Origin of the sequence: Baekduia sp., assembly GCF_035996765.1 — a bacterium.
Lineage (GTDB): Bacteria > Actinomycetota > Thermoleophilia > Solirubrobacterales > Solirubrobacteraceae > Baekduia.
Genome location: NZ_DASYJG010000015.1, coordinates 14,025 through 30,424 on the forward strand (window position 1 = coordinate 14,025; position 16,400 = coordinate 30,424).

Annotated in this window: 13 protein-coding genes; 5 read left to right on the forward strand and 8 right to left on the reverse strand. The window is 66.1% G+C overall.

From position 1 onward, the window contains the following. Position 1: 1 nt before the first annotated feature. Positions 2-1,321: a DUF1800 domain-containing protein gene (locus VGO10_RS03135; RefSeq protein ID WP_327465055.1), complete on the reverse strand. Its 1,320-nt coding sequence runs from the start codon at positions 1,319-1,321 to the stop codon at positions 2-4. A 37-nt stretch (positions 1,322-1,358) separates the two neighbouring features. Then, the gene (locus tag VGO10_RS03140; RefSeq protein ID WP_327465057.1) at positions 1,359-2,291 is read right to left on the reverse strand and encodes a hypothetical protein; all 933 of its coding nucleotides are present in this window, start codon (positions 2,289-2,291) and stop codon (positions 1,359-1,361) included. Between the two features lie 57 nt (positions 2,292-2,348). On the opposite strand from VGO10_RS03140, the gene VGO10_RS03145 reads away from it, so the two are divergent. After that, on the forward strand, positions 2,349-3,059 hold the full coding sequence (locus tag VGO10_RS03145) for a hypothetical protein (RefSeq protein ID WP_327465060.1): 711 nt from the start codon (positions 2,349-2,351) through the stop codon (positions 3,057-3,059). On the opposite strand, the gene VGO10_RS03150 is transcribed toward VGO10_RS03145, so the two are convergent. The 3 genes from VGO10_RS03150 to VGO10_RS03160 form a co-directional block, all read right to left on the reverse strand. After that, positions 3,056-3,475, reverse strand: a complete 420-nt coding sequence (locus VGO10_RS03150; RefSeq protein ID WP_327465062.1) for an SET domain-containing protein-lysine N-methyltransferase — start codon at positions 3,473-3,475, stop codon at positions 3,056-3,058. The two genes, VGO10_RS03145 and VGO10_RS03150, sit on opposite strands and share 4 nt — an antisense overlap. 92 nt (positions 3,476-3,567) lie before the next feature. Further along, complete coding sequence (locus VGO10_RS03155) at positions 3,568-5,484, reverse strand: SpoIIE family protein phosphatase (protein WP_327465064.1); 1,917 nt, start codon at positions 5,482-5,484, stop codon at positions 3,568-3,570. Further along, positions 5,484-8,705: an ATP-binding protein gene (locus tag VGO10_RS03160; protein ID WP_327465066.1), complete on the reverse strand. Its 3,222-nt coding sequence runs from the start codon at positions 8,703-8,705 to the stop codon at positions 5,484-5,486. The genes VGO10_RS03155 and VGO10_RS03160 overlap by 1 nt, the downstream gene beginning before the upstream one ends. Between VGO10_RS03160 and VGO10_RS03165 the strand changes: the two genes are divergently transcribed. After that, positions 8,694-9,050, forward strand: a complete 357-nt coding sequence (locus VGO10_RS03165) for a hypothetical protein (RefSeq protein ID WP_327465068.1) — start codon at positions 8,694-8,696, stop codon at positions 9,048-9,050. The two genes, VGO10_RS03160 and VGO10_RS03165, sit on opposite strands and share 12 nt — an antisense overlap. Positions 9,051-9,512: 462 nt before the next feature. Here VGO10_RS03165 and VGO10_RS03170 read toward each other — a convergent pair whose 3' ends face one another. Next, a complete protein-coding gene (locus VGO10_RS03170) occupies positions 9,513-10,964 on the reverse strand; it encodes an aldehyde dehydrogenase family protein (RefSeq protein ID WP_327465070.1) in 1,452 nt (483 codons plus the stop codon). A 156-nt stretch (positions 10,965-11,120) separates the two neighbouring features. Next, the gene (locus VGO10_RS03175; protein WP_327465072.1) at positions 11,121-12,020 is read right to left on the reverse strand and encodes a LysR family transcriptional regulator; all 900 of its coding nucleotides are present in this window, start codon (positions 12,018-12,020) and stop codon (positions 11,121-11,123) included. 114 nt (positions 12,021-12,134) lie between these two features. Here VGO10_RS03175 and VGO10_RS03180 point away from each other — a divergent pair, with 114 nt between their 5' ends. Next, positions 12,135-13,112 carry an NAD(P)H-quinone oxidoreductase gene (locus VGO10_RS03180; RefSeq protein WP_327465074.1) on the forward strand — a complete coding sequence of 326 codons (978 nt, stop codon included), beginning with the start codon at positions 12,135-12,137 and terminating at the stop codon, positions 13,110-13,112. A 1-nt stretch (position 13,113) separates the two neighbouring features. Here the strand turns inward: VGO10_RS03180 and VGO10_RS03185 are convergent, their stop codons facing one another. After that, a complete protein-coding gene (locus VGO10_RS03185) occupies positions 13,114-14,046 on the reverse strand; it encodes a methionyl-tRNA formyltransferase (protein WP_327465076.1) in 933 nt (310 codons plus the stop codon). A 164-nt stretch (positions 14,047-14,210) separates the two neighbouring features. On the opposite strand from VGO10_RS03185, the gene VGO10_RS03190 reads away from it, so the two are divergent. Both VGO10_RS03190 and VGO10_RS03195 read left to right on the forward strand, forming a co-directional pair. Next, positions 14,211-15,377, forward strand: a complete 1,167-nt coding sequence (locus VGO10_RS03190) for an aminotransferase class V-fold PLP-dependent enzyme (protein WP_327465078.1) — start codon at positions 14,211-14,213, stop codon at positions 15,375-15,377. Beyond that, a complete protein-coding gene (locus tag VGO10_RS03195) occupies positions 15,374-16,333 on the forward strand; it encodes a D-2-hydroxyacid dehydrogenase (RefSeq protein WP_349258913.1) in 960 nt (319 codons plus the stop codon). The genes VGO10_RS03190 and VGO10_RS03195 overlap by 4 nt, the downstream gene beginning before the upstream one ends. Positions 16,334-16,400 lie beyond the last annotated feature (67 nt).

Consider the following 16,400-nt stretch of genomic DNA (forward strand, 5'->3'; position numbering starts at 1 on the left):
GTTAATGCACCTGGGCGTCGGGGGCGGAGAGCAGGAGGTGGCGCATCGCGCGCTGGGTCATGTCGGCGGCGACCTGGCGCTGCCACTTCTGGCCGGCCATGGCGTCGTAGCCCTTGGCGAGCGCGAGCAGGCCCTTGCGCGTGCGCGCGCTCGCCCACGGGTGGCCGAGCGCGGCCATCGCGCGGGAAAGCTGCTCGGCCGGTTTGAGGTCGACCGGCGTGTCGCCGTCCTCGACCTTCAGGCCCGGCTGCGACAGCGCGACGTTGGCGGCGACGAAGCGCATCCGCATGCCGTTGGACGACATCCACGCCGGGCCCCACTCCCAGCCGGCCACCGAGGGGGGCGAGAAGAGCGTCTGGCCCATGCCGGAGGTGACCCAGGTCCAGTCGTCGACCTTTACCCCGAGCCGCGTCGCGCGCAGCATGCCGGCGATCGCGACGACCGGTGCCTTGACCATCGACGGGCCGTCAAAGTTGGCATACACCTTGGGATGGTCGAGGATCTCGGCGACGACCGGCTTGAGGTGATGCTGTGAGCCGGTGTAGACGCGCTGCAGGCGCAGCCGGGTGCTCTTGTCCAGCGGCTCGTCGACGAAGTAGGACCACAGCTTGCGAACCAAAAACTCAGGATGGTGATGATTGGAGACCACCAGCCGGAGCACGTCGTGCGGGCCGAAGCGCCCCTTGTGGCCGAAGATCCGCTTGGTGCCGCCGTCGTGGTTCTTGGGCTCAAAGCGCGTGGTCAGCAGGACGCCGCCGGCACGCTTGCCCTCGACGTAGCCGGTCAGCGCGCGGGCGGCCTCGCGGACGTCGGACTCGGTGTAGCCGTTGCCCTCGCCAAGCGTGAAGAGCTCCATCAGCTCGCGCGCGAAGTTCTCGTTGGGCTCGTCCTTGTAGGAGCCGATCAGGTTGAGGAACGACCCCATCGCGGGGTCCTCCATCACGTTGCTCAGCAGCGCCGGGAACGAGCCGAGCGCGCCGCGGCGAAAGACCGCGTTCTGGCGCAGCATCAACGGCGTGTCCTGGTCGCGCGTGGCGAAGTGGTTGTGCCAGAAGAGCACCATCTTCTCTTCCAGCGGCCGCGTGGTGCGGACCATGCGGTCCATCCACCAGAGGACGTCGTGGCCGTACTCGTTGGCCGGGTCCAAGGCCATGGGCTTGGGGCCGGGCAGCAGTGGCGCCTCGCGCCCGTTGGGCGACAGCAGCCAGCGCAGCGTCTCGCCACGGCCACGATGCGCCCACTTGGCGGCCTCGTGCTCGGTCGCGCCGAAGCCGGCGCGCCACATCACACGACGCACATGTGCCTCGTTGAAGCCTCCCACGGCCAGCCAAGCTAGCTCACCGCACGGTCGATCTGGCCTAGCCGCGGACCAATGGGCCGCTTTGCACAGCTTCGAACGCCGATCCGGGAACTTGGCCAAGCGTGTGCAGGTTGTCGTCGTTCCAGCGACGGTCCGGCGCACCGGTGATGTACCACGGCGAGCCGTTGTCGGCGACGATCATCCCGTAGCGCTTCAAGGCCTTCAAGATGACCAGCGCCTGGCCGTGAAAGGGCGTGAGGTCGAAGGACGCCTTGAGGCGCAAGCGCAGGCCCATCGGCGGCAGATCGGGGTCGGTGTCGCTAGAGGCGAGATGCCGCGCGGGCGACACGTAGGCCTTCTGCGTGCGCGGCACGGTGACGCGCAGCGCGTGGGTGATGGACTTGGCGCCGACGACCTCGTCGGCGCGCGCGAGGCCCGGGAAGATCGGCAGGCCCGCGGCGTCGGCCGAGGTCCAGCCCTTCGGGCGCGGCTTGCCGGAGCGCAGGTCGAACTTCGCGCCCGAGGCGGCGTTCCAGCCACGGGCGGGTGGGGACAGTCTCTGCGCCCCGAACAACTCATACAACATGCACGTGCCGCGCTGAAGGACGATGACATGACGGTCCGAGCCGCCCTCGACCGGCGCTGAGGCCGGGATCGGGTAGGGGCCCTTGTCGCTTTCATCCCCGTAGTCGGTGAAGTGGATCGGCACGCGCTTCTGGGACTTGGCCACCACCTTGAACGGGATCCCGTAGGTCTTGGAGGCGAAGTCCGGATGGAGGCGGGCGTCGAGGCCGATCGAGCGCACGTAGGCGTCGGAGTGGGCGTCGACCGGCGCCGTGGAGATGTCGCGGTTGAACGCATCGGCGGCCGGCAGGACGGGGCAACCCGCCACCCTTGTGCCCGGTCCAGGCGTCCCAAGCGAGGTGGCAGCGATGGCTACGCCGGAGACGGCGCAGAGCGCGGTGGCAGACAGGACGAGTGCGCGCAACATGGCGCGGAACGGTACCCCTTGGAGTTAACGCGTCCAGATGCCGATACTTCCGGCTGGATGCTCCGCCGCCTCGCCCTCCCCTGCCTGCTCCTCTGCGCCGCGCTGCTCAGCGCGTGCGGCGGCAGCACGTCGAGCGGCGAGGTCCAGGCCTGGAGGGTGGGCGCGCCGTACCTGCCGCCGCCGGATCCGGCAGGCCGCGTGCGAGCCACGGCGATACCCGCCACCCATCCCGCAGCGGTAGCCAAGCCCAACGCCAAGACGCCCGCCGGCAGCGCGCCCACCGACGCGCAAGTCGCCGCCGACCTCCGCGAGGCCTACGGTGGCAAGGGCGGTGCCAACCTCGACCAGGCCGCGATCGACTCCAGCGGGCTGGCCATCATCCCCGACACAGCGCCGCGCAAGCTCGTCGCGCTGATGCACGCGGCCAACGACGTCGCGCACAAGCCCTACGTCTACGGCGGCGGCCACGGCCGCGTCGCCGGCGAGATCTGGACCGACTCCGCCTACGACTGCTCGGGCTCGGTCTCCTACGCGCTGGCCGCCGCCGGCTACCTCAAGGGCCCCGAGACCTCCGGCACGCTGATGGGCTTCGGCAAGCCCGGTCCGGGCAAGTGGGTGACGATCTTCGCCAACGCCGGCCACACCTTCATGGTCGTCGCGGGCCTGCGCTTCGACACCAGCGGCCGCCAGAACACCGGCACCCGCTGGCAGCCGGCGAACGCCCGCTCCTACGCGGGCTTCACCGTGCGCCACCCGGTCGGGCTCTAGCCGACGGCGACGGCGTCCATCGCGCGCAGATACGGGGCGACGAGGTCGCCATAGGCAGCCTTGCGCGATGCCGGCAGGTCCTTCCACCCCGTCACCGACGTCCGGCACCACTCGGCGCCGCAGAGGCACACCGTTGGGAAGTGGTCGATCGTGAAGTTCCGCATCGCGTAGTCAAACGTCAGCTCGTCGCCGGCGGCGATCGGCCACCGCGCGACGAAGTCGAACGCCTCCCCCGCGTTGAGCCGCACGCCGCAGTTCGGCTCGCACGAGTGGTTGACCATCGGCCCGAGCCCGCCATGCCGCGCCCACCGCGCCGGCCCGACCTGCGTGGCATGCGAGTCGTTGCCCGTCAGCGGCCCCACCAGGAACCCGACCATGACCGTGTCCCCCGCGGCGAAGGCACGCGTCGCGAGCACACCATCACCCTTCCCCTCCCTTGTTCGACGCAGCTCCACACCCTCCGTAGAGGAGGAGCCAGACAGACGCATATGGGGCAAGGGAACCCCTTTCACTCGACACCCTCGAAACTTGAGTGTAGGACGCCGTCTTGCTCACCCCCCGCGGCTGGGCCATGCCCGACTCGCAGCGCGCGCCGCAGCCGGACCGTCGAGCCGTGCGGTGCGAGCTCCAGCGTGACCTCATCGGCCAGCGCGCGCATGAGCTCGACGCCGCGGCCGCGGTCGGGATCCGAGGCCGGGCGTGAGAGGCGTGAGGGCGGGCCCGGGTCCCGCACGGTGATCGTCACCTCGTGGTGCGCGTCGACCTCGAGGTCGACGCCGACCGTCGCGCGCGCGAACTGGGTGCCGTGCTCCAGCGCGTTCTGCCACGCCTCGTTGGCGGCCATCACGAGGTCGTGCGTCTCGTCAGCCTCGGCGCCGGCCTCGCGCAGCCAGCGCGCCGTCAGCCGCCGCAGGGAGACGAGCGCGTCAGGATCTGGCGAGAGCCTGAGGCGCGCAACGCGGCCGAGCCGCGCCTCACCGCGCACGACGACGAGCGTCACGTCGTCGTCGGCCGCCTCGGCGTCGGTGGCCTCCAGGGCCGCAGCGACCATCTCCTCGGGACTGCCGCCTGCGGCGACCGCATCGCGCAGGCGGCCAAGGCCCGTGTCCAACCGCTCACCGCGACGCTCGACCAGCCCGTCGGTGTAGAGGATCGCGGTCATCTCCGGCGCGAGCGTCGCCACGCGCTCCTCGTAGCGCCAGGTGTCCATGACGCCCAGCGGCGGCCCGGCGCCCTCGATGATCCGCGTCGTGCCGTCCTCCTCCACGATCAGCGGCGGCGGGTGGCCGGCGTTGACAAAGCGCAGCGTTCCCGAGTCGATCTCCAGGATCGCGAACACCATGGTGGTCATGAGGTCGGCGCCCAGCGCGGCGTGGTAGCCGTTCATGCGCTCGACCAGCGCGACCGTCCCGTGGCCCTCCAGCGCGTAGGCGCGCGCGACCGAGCGCAGCTCTCCCATCCGCGCGGCGGCGTCGACGCCATGGCCGGCGACATCTCCGACAACAATGCCGAGCCGCCCACCAGGCAGCGCGATCGCGTCATACCAATCGCCCCCGACCCGCGTGCCACCCGCGCCGGGAGCGATGTGCGCGGCGAGCGAGACGCCGACGACGCTTGGCAGCTGCTCGGGCAGCAGCGCGCGCTGCAGGGTCGCGGCGATCCGCCGGTCGCGCTCGTCGGCCATCTGCACCAACAACTGCTGTGAGGAGCCGTGCACGTCGCGCACCGCGACGACGCTGATCGTCACCGGGCACGGCGTGCCGTCGGCGCCGACGACGTGCGCCGACCACGGCTCGCCGCCGTCGCCCAGCGTGGCCGCCGCCGCCAGCCGCTCGACCAGCGCGGGCCGGTCGCGCTCGTGCAAGACGTCGTGGATCGGCGCGCGCTCCAGGAGCGCCGTGGGCCGGCCGCTGAGGCGCTCGAGCGCCGGGTTGACCTGCAACGCGAGCCCGTCGAGGTCGCACAGCGCCATCCCACTCGGCGCCGCCGCGAACGCGTTGCGCACGAGCTCGTCGCTGCGGCGCAGCTGCCGGCGGTGACGGTCGAGGTCGGCGAAGACCTTCACCTTGGAGCGCAGCACCAGCGGATCGAACGGCTTGAGGAGGTAGTCGACCGCGCCCGCCTCGTAGCCGGCGAAGACCTCGGCGAGGTCGCTCTCGGCCGCGGTCAGGAAGATGATGGGAACGTCGCGGCTGCGCTCGCGCGCCTTGATCATCTCCGCCGTCTCGATGCCGTCCATGCCCGGCATCTGGACGTCGAGCAGGATCACCGCGAAGTCCTGGATCAGCACCTCCCGGAGCGCCTGCTCGCCGGACTCGGCCTCGACGACGTCGACCGCCAACGGCTCCAGGACGGCCTGCAGCGCGATGCGGTTCTCGCGCCGGTCGTCGACGAGCAGGATCCGTGCAGGCTCGACCTCCACCATCAGCGATGCAACCAGACGCGCATGAGCGACAACAACTGCTCGACGTCAACCGGCTTGGTGACGTAGTCGCTGGCCCCGGCGCTGATCGACTTGTCGCGGTCGCCCTTCATCGCCTTCGCGGTCAGCTGGATGATCGGCAGCGCGTCGAAGCGCGGCATCGCCCGGATCGCCCGCGCCGTCTCATAGCCATCCATCTCGGGCATCATCACGTCCAACAACACCAGGTCGGTGTCGGGCTGCTCGCGCAGCCGCTCGATGCCCTCGCGGCCGTTCTCGGCGAAGGCCACCTTCATGCCCCGCGTCTCCAGCGCGCTGGCCAAGGCAAACACATTGCGAATGTCGTCGTCGACGATCAGCACGCGCTTGCCGTGGAAGACCTGGTCGGCGGTGCGCAGCTTGGCCAGCAGCTTGCGCGTCGGCTGCGGCAGCTGGGTCTCCAGCCGGTGCAGGTAGAGCGCGGTCTCGTCGATGAGGCGGTCGGCCGACGCCGCGTTGGCGACCACCAGGGGTGAGGCGGCCGCCTCGAGCGCGACGCGCTCCTCGGGCGCGAGCGCGTCGGGCACATGCAGGACGATCGGCAGCTCGGGCCGCAGACCTTCAGCCTCGAGCGTCAGCAAGATGTCCAGCGGCCACTTGGCGCCCGGGCGGATGACGAGCGCCGCGCAGTCGATCCCACCGGTGTGCAGCTGCTCGACAGCGCCGTCGGGAGCGAGGACCGTCACATCGACGTCGTCGCCGGCGCCGAGCAGCTCCAGCGTGTCGACATCGAGACCGTCGCCCTCCTGGACGATCGCCAGCCGCTTGACGCGGCGCGTGCTCAGGCGCTCGAGCGCATCGAGGGCGGCCAGCGCAGCCGCACCCCCACCCGCGCCGCTCTCTCGCGATTCCGCCTCGTCGACGTAGGCCGCGGCGCCCGCGCGCAGCGCCGCCAGCCGCCCACCCGCCGGGCCGGCCACGACCACCGGGCGATGGCGCGTCTCGGGGTGGGACTTGAGCTGGCCGAGCAGCCGCTCACCGCGGCCGTCGCCGGCAAAGACCAGGACGGCGTCGGGCCGGTACTCACGGGCCAGCGCGAGCCCAAGCGGCGTGCGCCGCGCGACCAGGCCCTTGAAGCCGTGCTCGCGCGCCACCGCCAGCGCGCCCTGGGCGTGGCCGGCGTTGTGAGCGATGACGAGCAGCACGCGGTCGCCGGCGACGATCGCGCCGCGGTCGTCCTCGACGCCGTCGTAGGGCAGCAGCGATGCAGACTCCGACGTCGCCTCTGCGGGCGCGGCCAGCGGCGGCTCGGCCGGCGGCTCGAGCTGGGCGCCGTCGGTGCCGGTGCGGTGGGCGAGCGGCAGGACGAGCGTGAAGCTCGACCCGTCCCCGACGCTGGAGGCGACGCGGATCTCGCCGCCAAGCAGGCGTGAGATCTCCCGGCTGATCGACAGGCCCAGGCCCGTGCCGCCGTACTTGCGCGACGTCGTGCCGTCGGCCTGCTGGAAGGCCTCGAAGATCGACGCGAGCTTGTCGGGCGCGATACCGACGCCGGTGTCGGCGACCGCGAAGGAGATCCGCTCGTCGGCGTCTCTGAGCACCCGCAGCGCCACCGTGCCGGTCGGCGTGAACTTGAAGGCGTTGGAGAGCAGGTTGCGCAGCACCTGCTGCAGCCGCTGCTCATCGGTGACGATCGAGGCCGGCAGCGCGTCGTCGAGCTCGATCGCGAACGTCAGGCCCTTCTCCTCGGCGACCGGCCGGAACGAGCGCTCGACGTCCTCGCAGATGTCGGCCAGTGCGACCGCGCCGAGGTCGAGCTCCATCTTGCCCGCCTCGACCTTGGAGAGATCCAAGATGTCGTTGATCAGCGCGAGCAGGTCGTTGCCCGCCGAGTGGATGGTGGTGGCGAACTCGACCTGCTGGGGCGACAGGTTGCCCTCGTCGTTGTCGGCCAGCAGGCGGGAGAGGATCAGCAGCGAGTTCAGCGGCGTGCGCAGCTCGTGGCTCATGTTGGCCAAGAACTCCGACTTGTACTTGGAGGAGAGCGCGAGCTGTGTCGCCTTCTCCTCCAGGCCGGCGCGGGCGGACTCGATCTCCACGTTCTTGGCCTGGAGCTCACGGGCCAGCGACTGCGACTGGGCCAGCAGCTGCTCGGTCCGCATGTTTGCGCGGATCGTGTTGAGCACGACGCCGATCGTCTCGGTGATCTGCTCGAGGAAGGCCCGGTTGATCTCGCTGACGGCCTGCAGCGAGGCGAGCTCGATGACGCCGAGCACCTGCTCCTCGAAGACGACGGGCAACACGATGATGTTGCGCGGCCGCGCCTCACCGAGGCCCGACTTGACCTTGATGTAGTCCTTGGGAATATCCTCGACGAGGATCGGCTTGGCCTCGACCGCGGCCTGCCCGACGAGGCCTTCGCCGAGCGCGAAGCGATCGCGCTTCTTGGAGGCCGACCCGTCGCCGCCGCCGTAGGAGGCGACCAGCCGCAGGTCCGGTTCTTCCTCGCCTTCGACCAGGAAGAACGCGCCGTGCTGGGAGGTGACCAGCGGCGTCAGCTCGCTCATGATCAGCTTGGTGACCTGGCCGAGGTCGCCCTGGCCCTGGAGCATGCCGCCCATCCGCGCGAGGTTGGTCTTCAGCCAGTCCTGCTCGACGTTGATCTGGGTCGTCTCGCGCAGGTTGGCGATCATCTGGTTGATGTTGTCCTTGAGCTCGGCGACCTCGCCCTGGGCCTCGACGGTGATCGAGCGCGTCAGGTCGCCCTGCGTCACGGCGGTGGAGACCTCGGCGATCGCGCGCAGCTGCGTGGTCAGGGTCGAGGCGAGCTGGTTGACGTTCTCGGTCAGGTCACGCCAGCGGCCGCGGACGCCCTCGACCTCGGCCTGACCGCCGAGCGAGCCGTCGGTGCCGACCTCACGCGCGACGCGCGTGACCTCGTCGGCGAACGAGCCGAGCTGGTCGACCATCGTGTTGATGGTGTCCTTGAGCTCCAGGATCTCGCCGCGGGCATCCACGGTGATCTTCTGGGTCAGGTCGCCCTGGGCGACCGCGGTCGTCACCTGCGCGATGTTGCGGACCTGGCCGGTGAGGTTGGCCGCCATCGAGTTCACCGACTCGGTGAGGTCGGCCCACGTGCCCGAGACCCCGGGGACCGCGGCCTGGCCACCGAGCTTGCCGTCGGTGCCGACCTCGCGCGCCACGCGCGTGACTTCCGAGGTGAAGATGCTGAGTTGCTTGATCATCGTGTTGACGATGTTGGCGGATCGCAGGAATTCGCCCTTCAGCGGCCGCCCATCGACATCCAACGGCACGGTCTGCAGCAGGTCGCCGCGTGCAACCGCGGTCACCGTGCGGGTAACGGCGGTTGTTGGCCACAGCAAATCATCGATCAGGGCATTGACGGAACCTTCCATGTCGGCCCAGGCGCCGTCGGACAGGCCGAAACGAACGCGGGTGCGCGTCTTGCCTTCATGGCCCACCACTTCGCCGACGTGCTCGAGCTGTTGCGCGATACGTTGGTTCGCGGCGACGATGGTGTTGAACGCATCGCAAATCTTGCCCGCGACGCCGATTTTATTTCCGGGTAAACGCACCGAAAAATCACCCGCCTGCATGGCGTGCAAGGCATTGAGCAATTCTGATTGATTCAGCTCGGGAGCGTTGGGAGCGTGGCCGTTGAGCGCCGGCTTTTTTCGCGCCTTGGCCGCAGCGTTGGCCTTCGTCGCAGCGTTGCGCGCTTTCGCGCTGCCACTACGAGCCCGGGCGCCGTTACCGGCGGTAGTGGGCGAATTCTGATCCATGATCGGTCTCCGGGCCGCACACAGGTCGGCCGCGAGGCAGCGTTTTAGTCATCCCATCAGCGCGAACAAAATGAATGAGTTTAAGACCTTTGCTTAGCCGTTATACGCCGGCTTTTCTAGGTGTGCACATGGCTCGAAAGCTTGTCAAAGCGATCGGCGAAAGTCCAAGCTTCCCGGGCAGGGCTGCACTGAACTTCGTGTAGGAAAATTCCGACAATAGGCGGCTGCAGGAAGCAGCCGCCATTTTACTTATTGATCGAGCGCCAACCAGACCGCTTTTGGCTGCGTGAAATTGTCGATGGCCGCGTCACCGTGCTCTCTCCCTAAGCCGGATTCGCCCGAACCGCCCCAGGGCAGGCGCACGTCGGTGTAACCATAGGTGTTGATCCACACGGTGCCGGCCTTGAGTCCCGCCGCCATGCGATGCACGCGACCAATATCCGCGCTCCAAACGCCGGCCGCCAGGCTGTAGGCCGTGCCGTTGGCGATGCGCAGCGCGTCTTCCTCGTCGTCGAATGGAATGACGGACAGCACCGGCCCGAAAATCTCTTCCTGGGATATGCGCATTTCATGTTCAACATTGGCGAACACCGTCGGCTCGACGAAGTAGCCCTGATCGCCGAGGCGAGATCCGCCCGTGATCACCGACGCGCCTTCAGCCTTCCCGATCTTGATGTAGTCGAGCACCGTGCGCATCTGTCCGGCGGAGATGACCGGTCCCATCGTGGTTTTCGGATCCGCGGGATCACCGACACGGATCGCGCGCGCACGTTCGGCCAGCCGCTGCACCACATCGTCATATGCGGCCCGCTCAACCAGGACCCGCGAGCCCGCCGAACATACCTGCCCGGCATTGAAGAAGATGCCGGATGAGGCTGCGCGCACGGCCCGGTCCAGATTCGCATCCGCGAAGATGACATTGGCGGATTTGCCGCCGAGTTCCAGCGTCACCTTTTTGAAATTGCCGGCGGCTCCTTGCATGATCCCGCGGCCGACTTTGGGAGAACCGGTGAAGGTCACCTTGTCGACTCCCGGGTGTTGCACCAAGGCTTCCCCCACCACGCTGCCCTTGCCGCAGACGACATTCAGTGCTCCCGGCGGCAATCCTGCCTCGAGAAATATTTCAGCGACGCGCAGCATCGAGAGCGGGGTCAGCTCCGCGGGCTTGACCACGACTGTGCAGCCGCAGGCCAACGCCGGCGCGATCTTCCACATGCCAATCATGAGGGGGAAATTCCAAGGCACGATGGCCGCGACCACGCCCACCGGCTCGCGCACCGTGTACGTGAGCGCATCCGGCCGCGCCGGTATCACCTGTCCCGTGATCTTGTCGCACCAACCCGCGTAGTAGCGGACGGTGTCGATGACCGCTGCCATGTCCTGGCGCCGCACGGCAGCGAGCGGCTTGCCGGCATCCAGGCTCTCAATCTCGATGAGTTCTTCCTGGTACTGCTCCAGCAAGGAGGCCGCGCGGTGCAGAATGCGGCCGCGTTCCGCAGCGCGCAAACCGCCCCAAATTTTCAGCGCGGCGCGCGCGGCGCTCACGGCCTTGTCGACGTCGGCCTTACCGCCTTGCGCAACTTCGGCAATCGGCTCTTCGGTCGCCGGATCAAGATCGATGGTGTACTCGCCCGTGCTCGGCGCGACGTGCTTGCCATCGATGAACAATTCATACTGTTTCAGGTCAACTTTCTGGTCCATAGCTCTAACTCCCGGCCCGGCTTTAAATGCCGGCGCCAACACTTTAAGTGGCGCCTTCGAGTGTGGAATCAAGAGAAATGGGCGTCTAATCGTTTAGATTGATCGCCTAATAGGCACGGCTAATGAAGCAGGAATTCCAGGCCGGCGCGAGGAAATCTAGTCCAACGCGAGATCGAAGCGCTTCTGCAGCTCGAGTCCTCGCGCGATCTCCCACACTGCGGCCGTGACCGGTGCAAGCGCGGGGCGGTTGCGTGCGATCAAACCAATGGCACGCGTCAAATACGGCAGTACGGGCCGTGCCTGGACACGCGCCATATCGAAAAAATTCAGCAGACTGTGCGGCACGATGCTGAACAAGCCCGCTTCACTGACGTGGGCATACAGCGAAAAAATGGAATCGGTTTCCAGAATCACGTCGGCCTTGGCACCAGCGCGCCGGAAGGCGGCGTCGATCACCTGGCGATTGCGCATTTTTCCGGTCAGCAGGCACATCGGCAAGCGCCCCGCCTGCTCCCAGGTCACGGTTGGATCGAGCTTCGCATTGCGGCTGGACAACAGAACGTAGCGTTCATCGAAGAGACGCAACGACTCGAAGCCGTCGAGGGTTTTCTCATCCAAGTAGGTCAGCCCGAGATCCAATTCGAATTGGTCCAACTGGCCGGCAATAGCTTCGGTGCTCAAGGAAGAAATCGCGTAGCGGACGTTTGGATAGAGCGCACGGCACGCCGCCGTGATGAACGCCGTCACGGTCATGGTGGTCGGAATCGCGCCGATGCGCAGAGTTCCCGCCATGCTGGACTTGGCGATCGTGGCATCTTCGCGCATGTGCGAGAGCGAGGTGAGCGTCTGCTGCGCCCACTGGAGCACGCGTTCGCCCTCAACCGTCAATCCCATGAAGCGCCGGCCACGCTGCACGATCATGATGCCCAGTTCTTTTTCCAAACTGCGGATTGCCGAGGACAGTGCCGGCTGCGAAACATGGCAGGCCTCTGCGGCCTTGGCAAAATGCTTTTCGCGCGCGAGCGTGACCAGGTAATCGAGTTGCCGGATGAACACGCGAGTATCTTGCCGCAATTCGATGCAATCTTGCCCAATTATCGCGAAGCGTCTAGATTGACGGCCCTTTTGAAATTTGCTGAGCGGAGAAGCCGAATGAGCGTGCCTCGCGAGATGACGGTGATTGAAATCGCGGCGCCCGGCGGACCCGAGCAGTTACGGACTGCGGTGCGTCCGGTTCCGAAGCCGGCAGAAAATGAGGTGCTCGTACGCGTTGAAGCCGCGGGCGTCAACCGGCCCGACGTCATGCAGCGTCAAGGCCGCTATCCACCGCCGGCGGGCGCATCCGATTTACCCGGCATGGAGATCGCGGGAGAAATCGTCCAACTGGGAGCCAAGGTCTCCGGCGTGTCCGTCGGAAACAAGGTCACAGCCTTGCTGCCCGGCGGCGGCTATGCGGGCTACGCCATTGTCGCCGCACCGCTGGCAATGCCCATCCCTCAGGGACTGAGCATGGTGGAGGCAGCAGCCATTCCAGAAACGTTTCTCACGGTGTGGACCAATTTGTTCGAGCGCGGGCGCTGCAAGGCCGGCGACGTCGTGCTCATTCACGGCGGCACCAGCGGCATCGGTACCACCGCCATTCAGCTGGCCAAGGCCTGGGGTGCGAGCGTATACGCAACGGCGGGATCCGAAAAAAAGGCGCGCGCCTGCGAAGCATTGGGCGCCGTTCGAGGGATCGACTACAAGACCGAGGATTTTGTCGAGGTGATCCGCGCGGCGACCAAGGGATATGGCGTCGACATCACGCTCGACATGGTCGCAGGGACCTACGTGCAGCGAAACCTCGACATTGCCGCTGTCGAGGGCCGTGTCGTCACGATCTCACTGCTCGGCGGCTCGCGCGCGGAAATCAATGTCGGCATGATCCTCGTCAAGCGGCTGACGCTCACCGGCTCAACCTTGAGGTCGCGGACAGTGGCACAAAAGGCCGCGGTGGCCGACGCGGTGCGCGAGAACGTCTGGCCGCTCATCGAGTCGGGCGAGGTGCGGCCCGTCATCTTCAAGACATTTCCCCTGGCGGAGGCCAGTGAAGCCCATCGGTTGATGGAATCATCGGACCACATCGGCAAGATCGTGTTGACCGTTTGAGTCACGCTCCCAAAATGGTGCCGAGAGCCAGGCCGGCTTCAGCGCAAAACTGCGGCGCGGGCAGTTTTTTACCGCCGTCGTAGCGGACCTTGAAGACTTCGATCTGCCCACCTTGAGATGAGATTCGCACGCTTTGTTCATCGATGGCGGTGACCGCGCCAATCCGGCCTTTGACCTGCGAAAACGTGCGCGACGAGTGCTTGCGGGCGTCGTACAAGTGAAGTCTTTTCTGATTGAATAATGTCCAGGCGCCCGGCGCCGGATCGCAGCCGCGGATCAAGTTATAGGTTTGGTCCACATGCGTGTGCCAGTTGATGTGTGCTTCGGGGTCGCGGCACCATCCTTCGTAACTCGCGCAAGTCTCATCTTGCACCGTGATGGCGGCTCGCCCGCTCACCACCAAATCCGCCGCCTCCATGAGCGCCTCGATCCCCATCGGAAACAGCCTGCCGAAGTACAGCTTGCCGAGGGTTTCGTCGGGTCCGATGTGAGTCTCCTTCTGCAGGATGACCGGACCTTCATCGAGTCCGTCCACGGGCCGAAATATCGTCAGTCCCGTCCGCGTATCGCCCAGGATGATGGGCCAGTTGATCGAACTCGGGCCGCGATAGCGCGGCAGCAGGGAGGGATGAAATTGAATCGTTCCATGACGTGGAATCGTCGCGAAGTCCTGGGGCACGAATTGCAGCACGTAGGCGAGAACGGCCAGATCAACTTGCAGCGCCTGCAGCGCTTGGCGCGCCTCTTCCACCCTCAAAGAAGGGAGCGCATAGACCGGGATTCCCAGCTGCTCCGCACCCAACCGTAGCGGATCGGCCGCCTCGCCTGGCTTCTCAGGAGCGCAGAAAACTCCGGCCACCGTATCCCCGCGCTTCACGAACGCGTCCATGGCGGCCTTCCCGAAATCCCTCTGGCCCACAATGGCAATACGCATGATTCCCTCCTGATATCTCATATATCATAATGATCTGGGCAGGCATTCTTAGCGGCCCGTTTGGACACCCAGGCCTTGAGGATACTCGCAATTTGAGTGTCCATCGACGGAGTCGATTAAGCCTAATGCCAGCATGATCGCCACATAATCTCAGGAGATCGCCGATGGCCGGTCGAAATTTTCTGTTTGTTCCGGGCCCTACGAATGTTCCGGACCGGATTTTGCGAGCGATGTCGGTTGCCGCCGAAGACCATCGTTCACCCGATTTTCCGCGGCTGACCCAAGCCTGCCTCGAAGGCCTCAAGACGGTATTCAAAACGACCGTCGGCCATCCCATCCTATTTCCGTCTTCCGGCACCGGATGTTGGGAAGCTGCGCTCACCAATTGCCTCAGTCCCGGCGAGAAGGTGCTCATCGCGCGCTTCGGACAATTCAGCCATTTATGGGCGGACATGTGCCGGCGCTTAGGTTTCGAGGTCGAAATCCTGGAGACCCCATGGGGTGAAGGCGCGCCCATTGATCGATACCTGTCGGCGCTGGAGGCGGATCGGCAGCACACCATCAAGGCGGTTCTGGTTTGTCAGAACGAAACGGCCACAGGCGTGGCCAGCGACGTCGCGGCCGTGCGCCGTGCGATGGACAGCATCCAACATCCGGCACTGCTTTTCGTGGACGCGGTGAGCGCTCTGGCCAGCATCGACTTTCGCATGGACGAATGGGCTGTGGATGTCTGCATCAGCGGTTCGCAGAAAGGCCTGATGCTGCCGGCGGGACTGGGTGTCGTGTGCGTGAGCCAAAAGGCGCTCGAGACCGCCAAGCGCACCACCTCGCGGCGCTGCTACTTCGATTTCGGCGACATGGTCGCAGCCAATGCGTCCGGCTACTTTCCCTACACGCCCTCGCTGCAGATGATGTATGCCTTGCGCGAATCGCTCGGCATGCTGGCCGAGGAAGGCTTGGAGAACGTGTTCCGGCGGCATCGATATCTCGCCGGCGGCGCGCGCGCAGCTGTGATGCAGGGCTGGAAACTCAAACTCTGCGCGGCCGACTCCAAGTGGTATTCGGATACGGTGACAGCTGTCCTGGTCCCGCCCGGTGTCGATGCAGCCGCCGTGATTACACGCGCATACACGCGCTACAATTTGTCGCTGGGCGCGGGCCTCTCGAAAGTAGCGGGCAAACTGTTTCGCATCGGTCACCTGGGGGATCTGAATGAACTCATGCTGCTCGGCGCGCTCGCCGGATCGGAAATGGCGATGCTCGACATCGGCATGAACATCGAGCCGGGCAGCGGTGTTGCCGCCGCGCAATCCTACTGGCGAAATTCTTGACCATGCGCGTGGTGTTCCTCGATCGCGCTTCGCTCAAGGCGAGAATGCGCCGATTTGCGTTCCCCGCGGAATACATCGAGCACTCGAAAACCGCCGTCGAGGAAATCGTTGCGCGTCTCAGCGGCGCCGATGTGGCGATCATCAATAAAGTCCCGATGCGCGCCGACACCTTGAGCCGGCTTCCGCAGCTGAAAATGATCGCGGTGGCAGCCACCGGCTACGACGTGGTGGACCTTGCCTACTGCAATGAGCACGGGATCGCCGTCGCCAATATCCGCAACTACGCCGTGCACACGGTGCCGGAGCACGCCTTCGCAATGATTCTGGCCCTGAGGCGCAACCTTCTCAGCTACCGGCAGGACGTCGAGGCAGGGGTGTGGAACAAATCGGAACAATTCTGTTTCCTCACCCATGATATCGGGGATTTGCACGGCGCCACGCTGGGCATCATCGGTGAGGGCGCGATCGGTCAGGGCACCGCTGCCATCGGTCGCGCTTTCGGCATGCAGGTGCTGTTCGCCGATCATCCTCCGCCGAAAATGCAGGACGTACTGTTCACGCCTTTGGACGAGGTTTTGGCCCGCTCCGACGTCATTTCCCTGCATTGCCCGCTGCTGCCGGCGACACGCAACCTGATCGATATTCAGGCGTTCCGCAAGATGAAGCGCAACGCGCTGCTCATCAACACGGCGCGCGGCGGATTGGTGGACGAGGCTGCGTTGATTCAGGCGCTCGACGAAGGTTTGATTGCCGGTGCGGGTTTCGATGTGCTCACCGTGGAGCCCCCGAAGAACGGCAATCCGCTGCTCGACGTGCGGCGGCCCAATTTCATACTGACGCCGCACATCGCCTGGGCATCGGACGGCGCAATGCAATTTCTCGCGGATCAGTTGGTCGACAACATCGACGCGTGGGCATCAGGCAAACCGCAGCATCTGGTGACCACCGCGGCTTGATACAATGCCCGCCGATGAAAAAACTCCTATACCAGTTCGATACCGATCCCCACCCTTCGGTCTTTGA

Coding starts and splice junctions, on each gene's coding strand:
- VGO10_RS03155 (WP_327465064.1), bottom strand. CDS start 5,484: ATGGTGGAGGTCGAGCCTGCACGGATCCTGCTCGTCGACGACCGGCGC.
- VGO10_RS03190 (WP_327465078.1), top strand. CDS start 14,211: ATGGCCGGTCGAAATTTTCTGTTTGTTCCGGGCCCTACGAATGTTCCG.
- VGO10_RS03180 (WP_327465074.1), top strand. CDS start 12,135: ATGACGGTGATTGAAATCGCGGCGCCCGGCGGACCCGAGCAGTTACGG.
- VGO10_RS03140 (WP_327465057.1), bottom strand. CDS start 2,291: ATGTTGCGCGCACTCGTCCTGTCTGCCACCGCGCTCTGCGCCGTCTCC.
- VGO10_RS03170 (WP_327465070.1), bottom strand. CDS start 10,964: ATGGACCAGAAAGTTGACCTGAAACAGTATGAATTGTTCATCGATGGC.
- VGO10_RS03145 (WP_327465060.1), top strand. CDS start 2,349: ATGCTCCGCCGCCTCGCCCTCCCCTGCCTGCTCCTCTGCGCCGCGCTG.
- VGO10_RS03185 (WP_327465076.1), bottom strand. CDS start 14,046: ATGCGTATTGCCATTGTGGGCCAGAGGGATTTCGGGAAGGCCGCCATG.
- VGO10_RS03160 (WP_327465066.1), bottom strand. CDS start 8,705: ATGATCAAGCAACTCAGCATCTTCACCTCGGAAGTCACGCGCGTGGCG.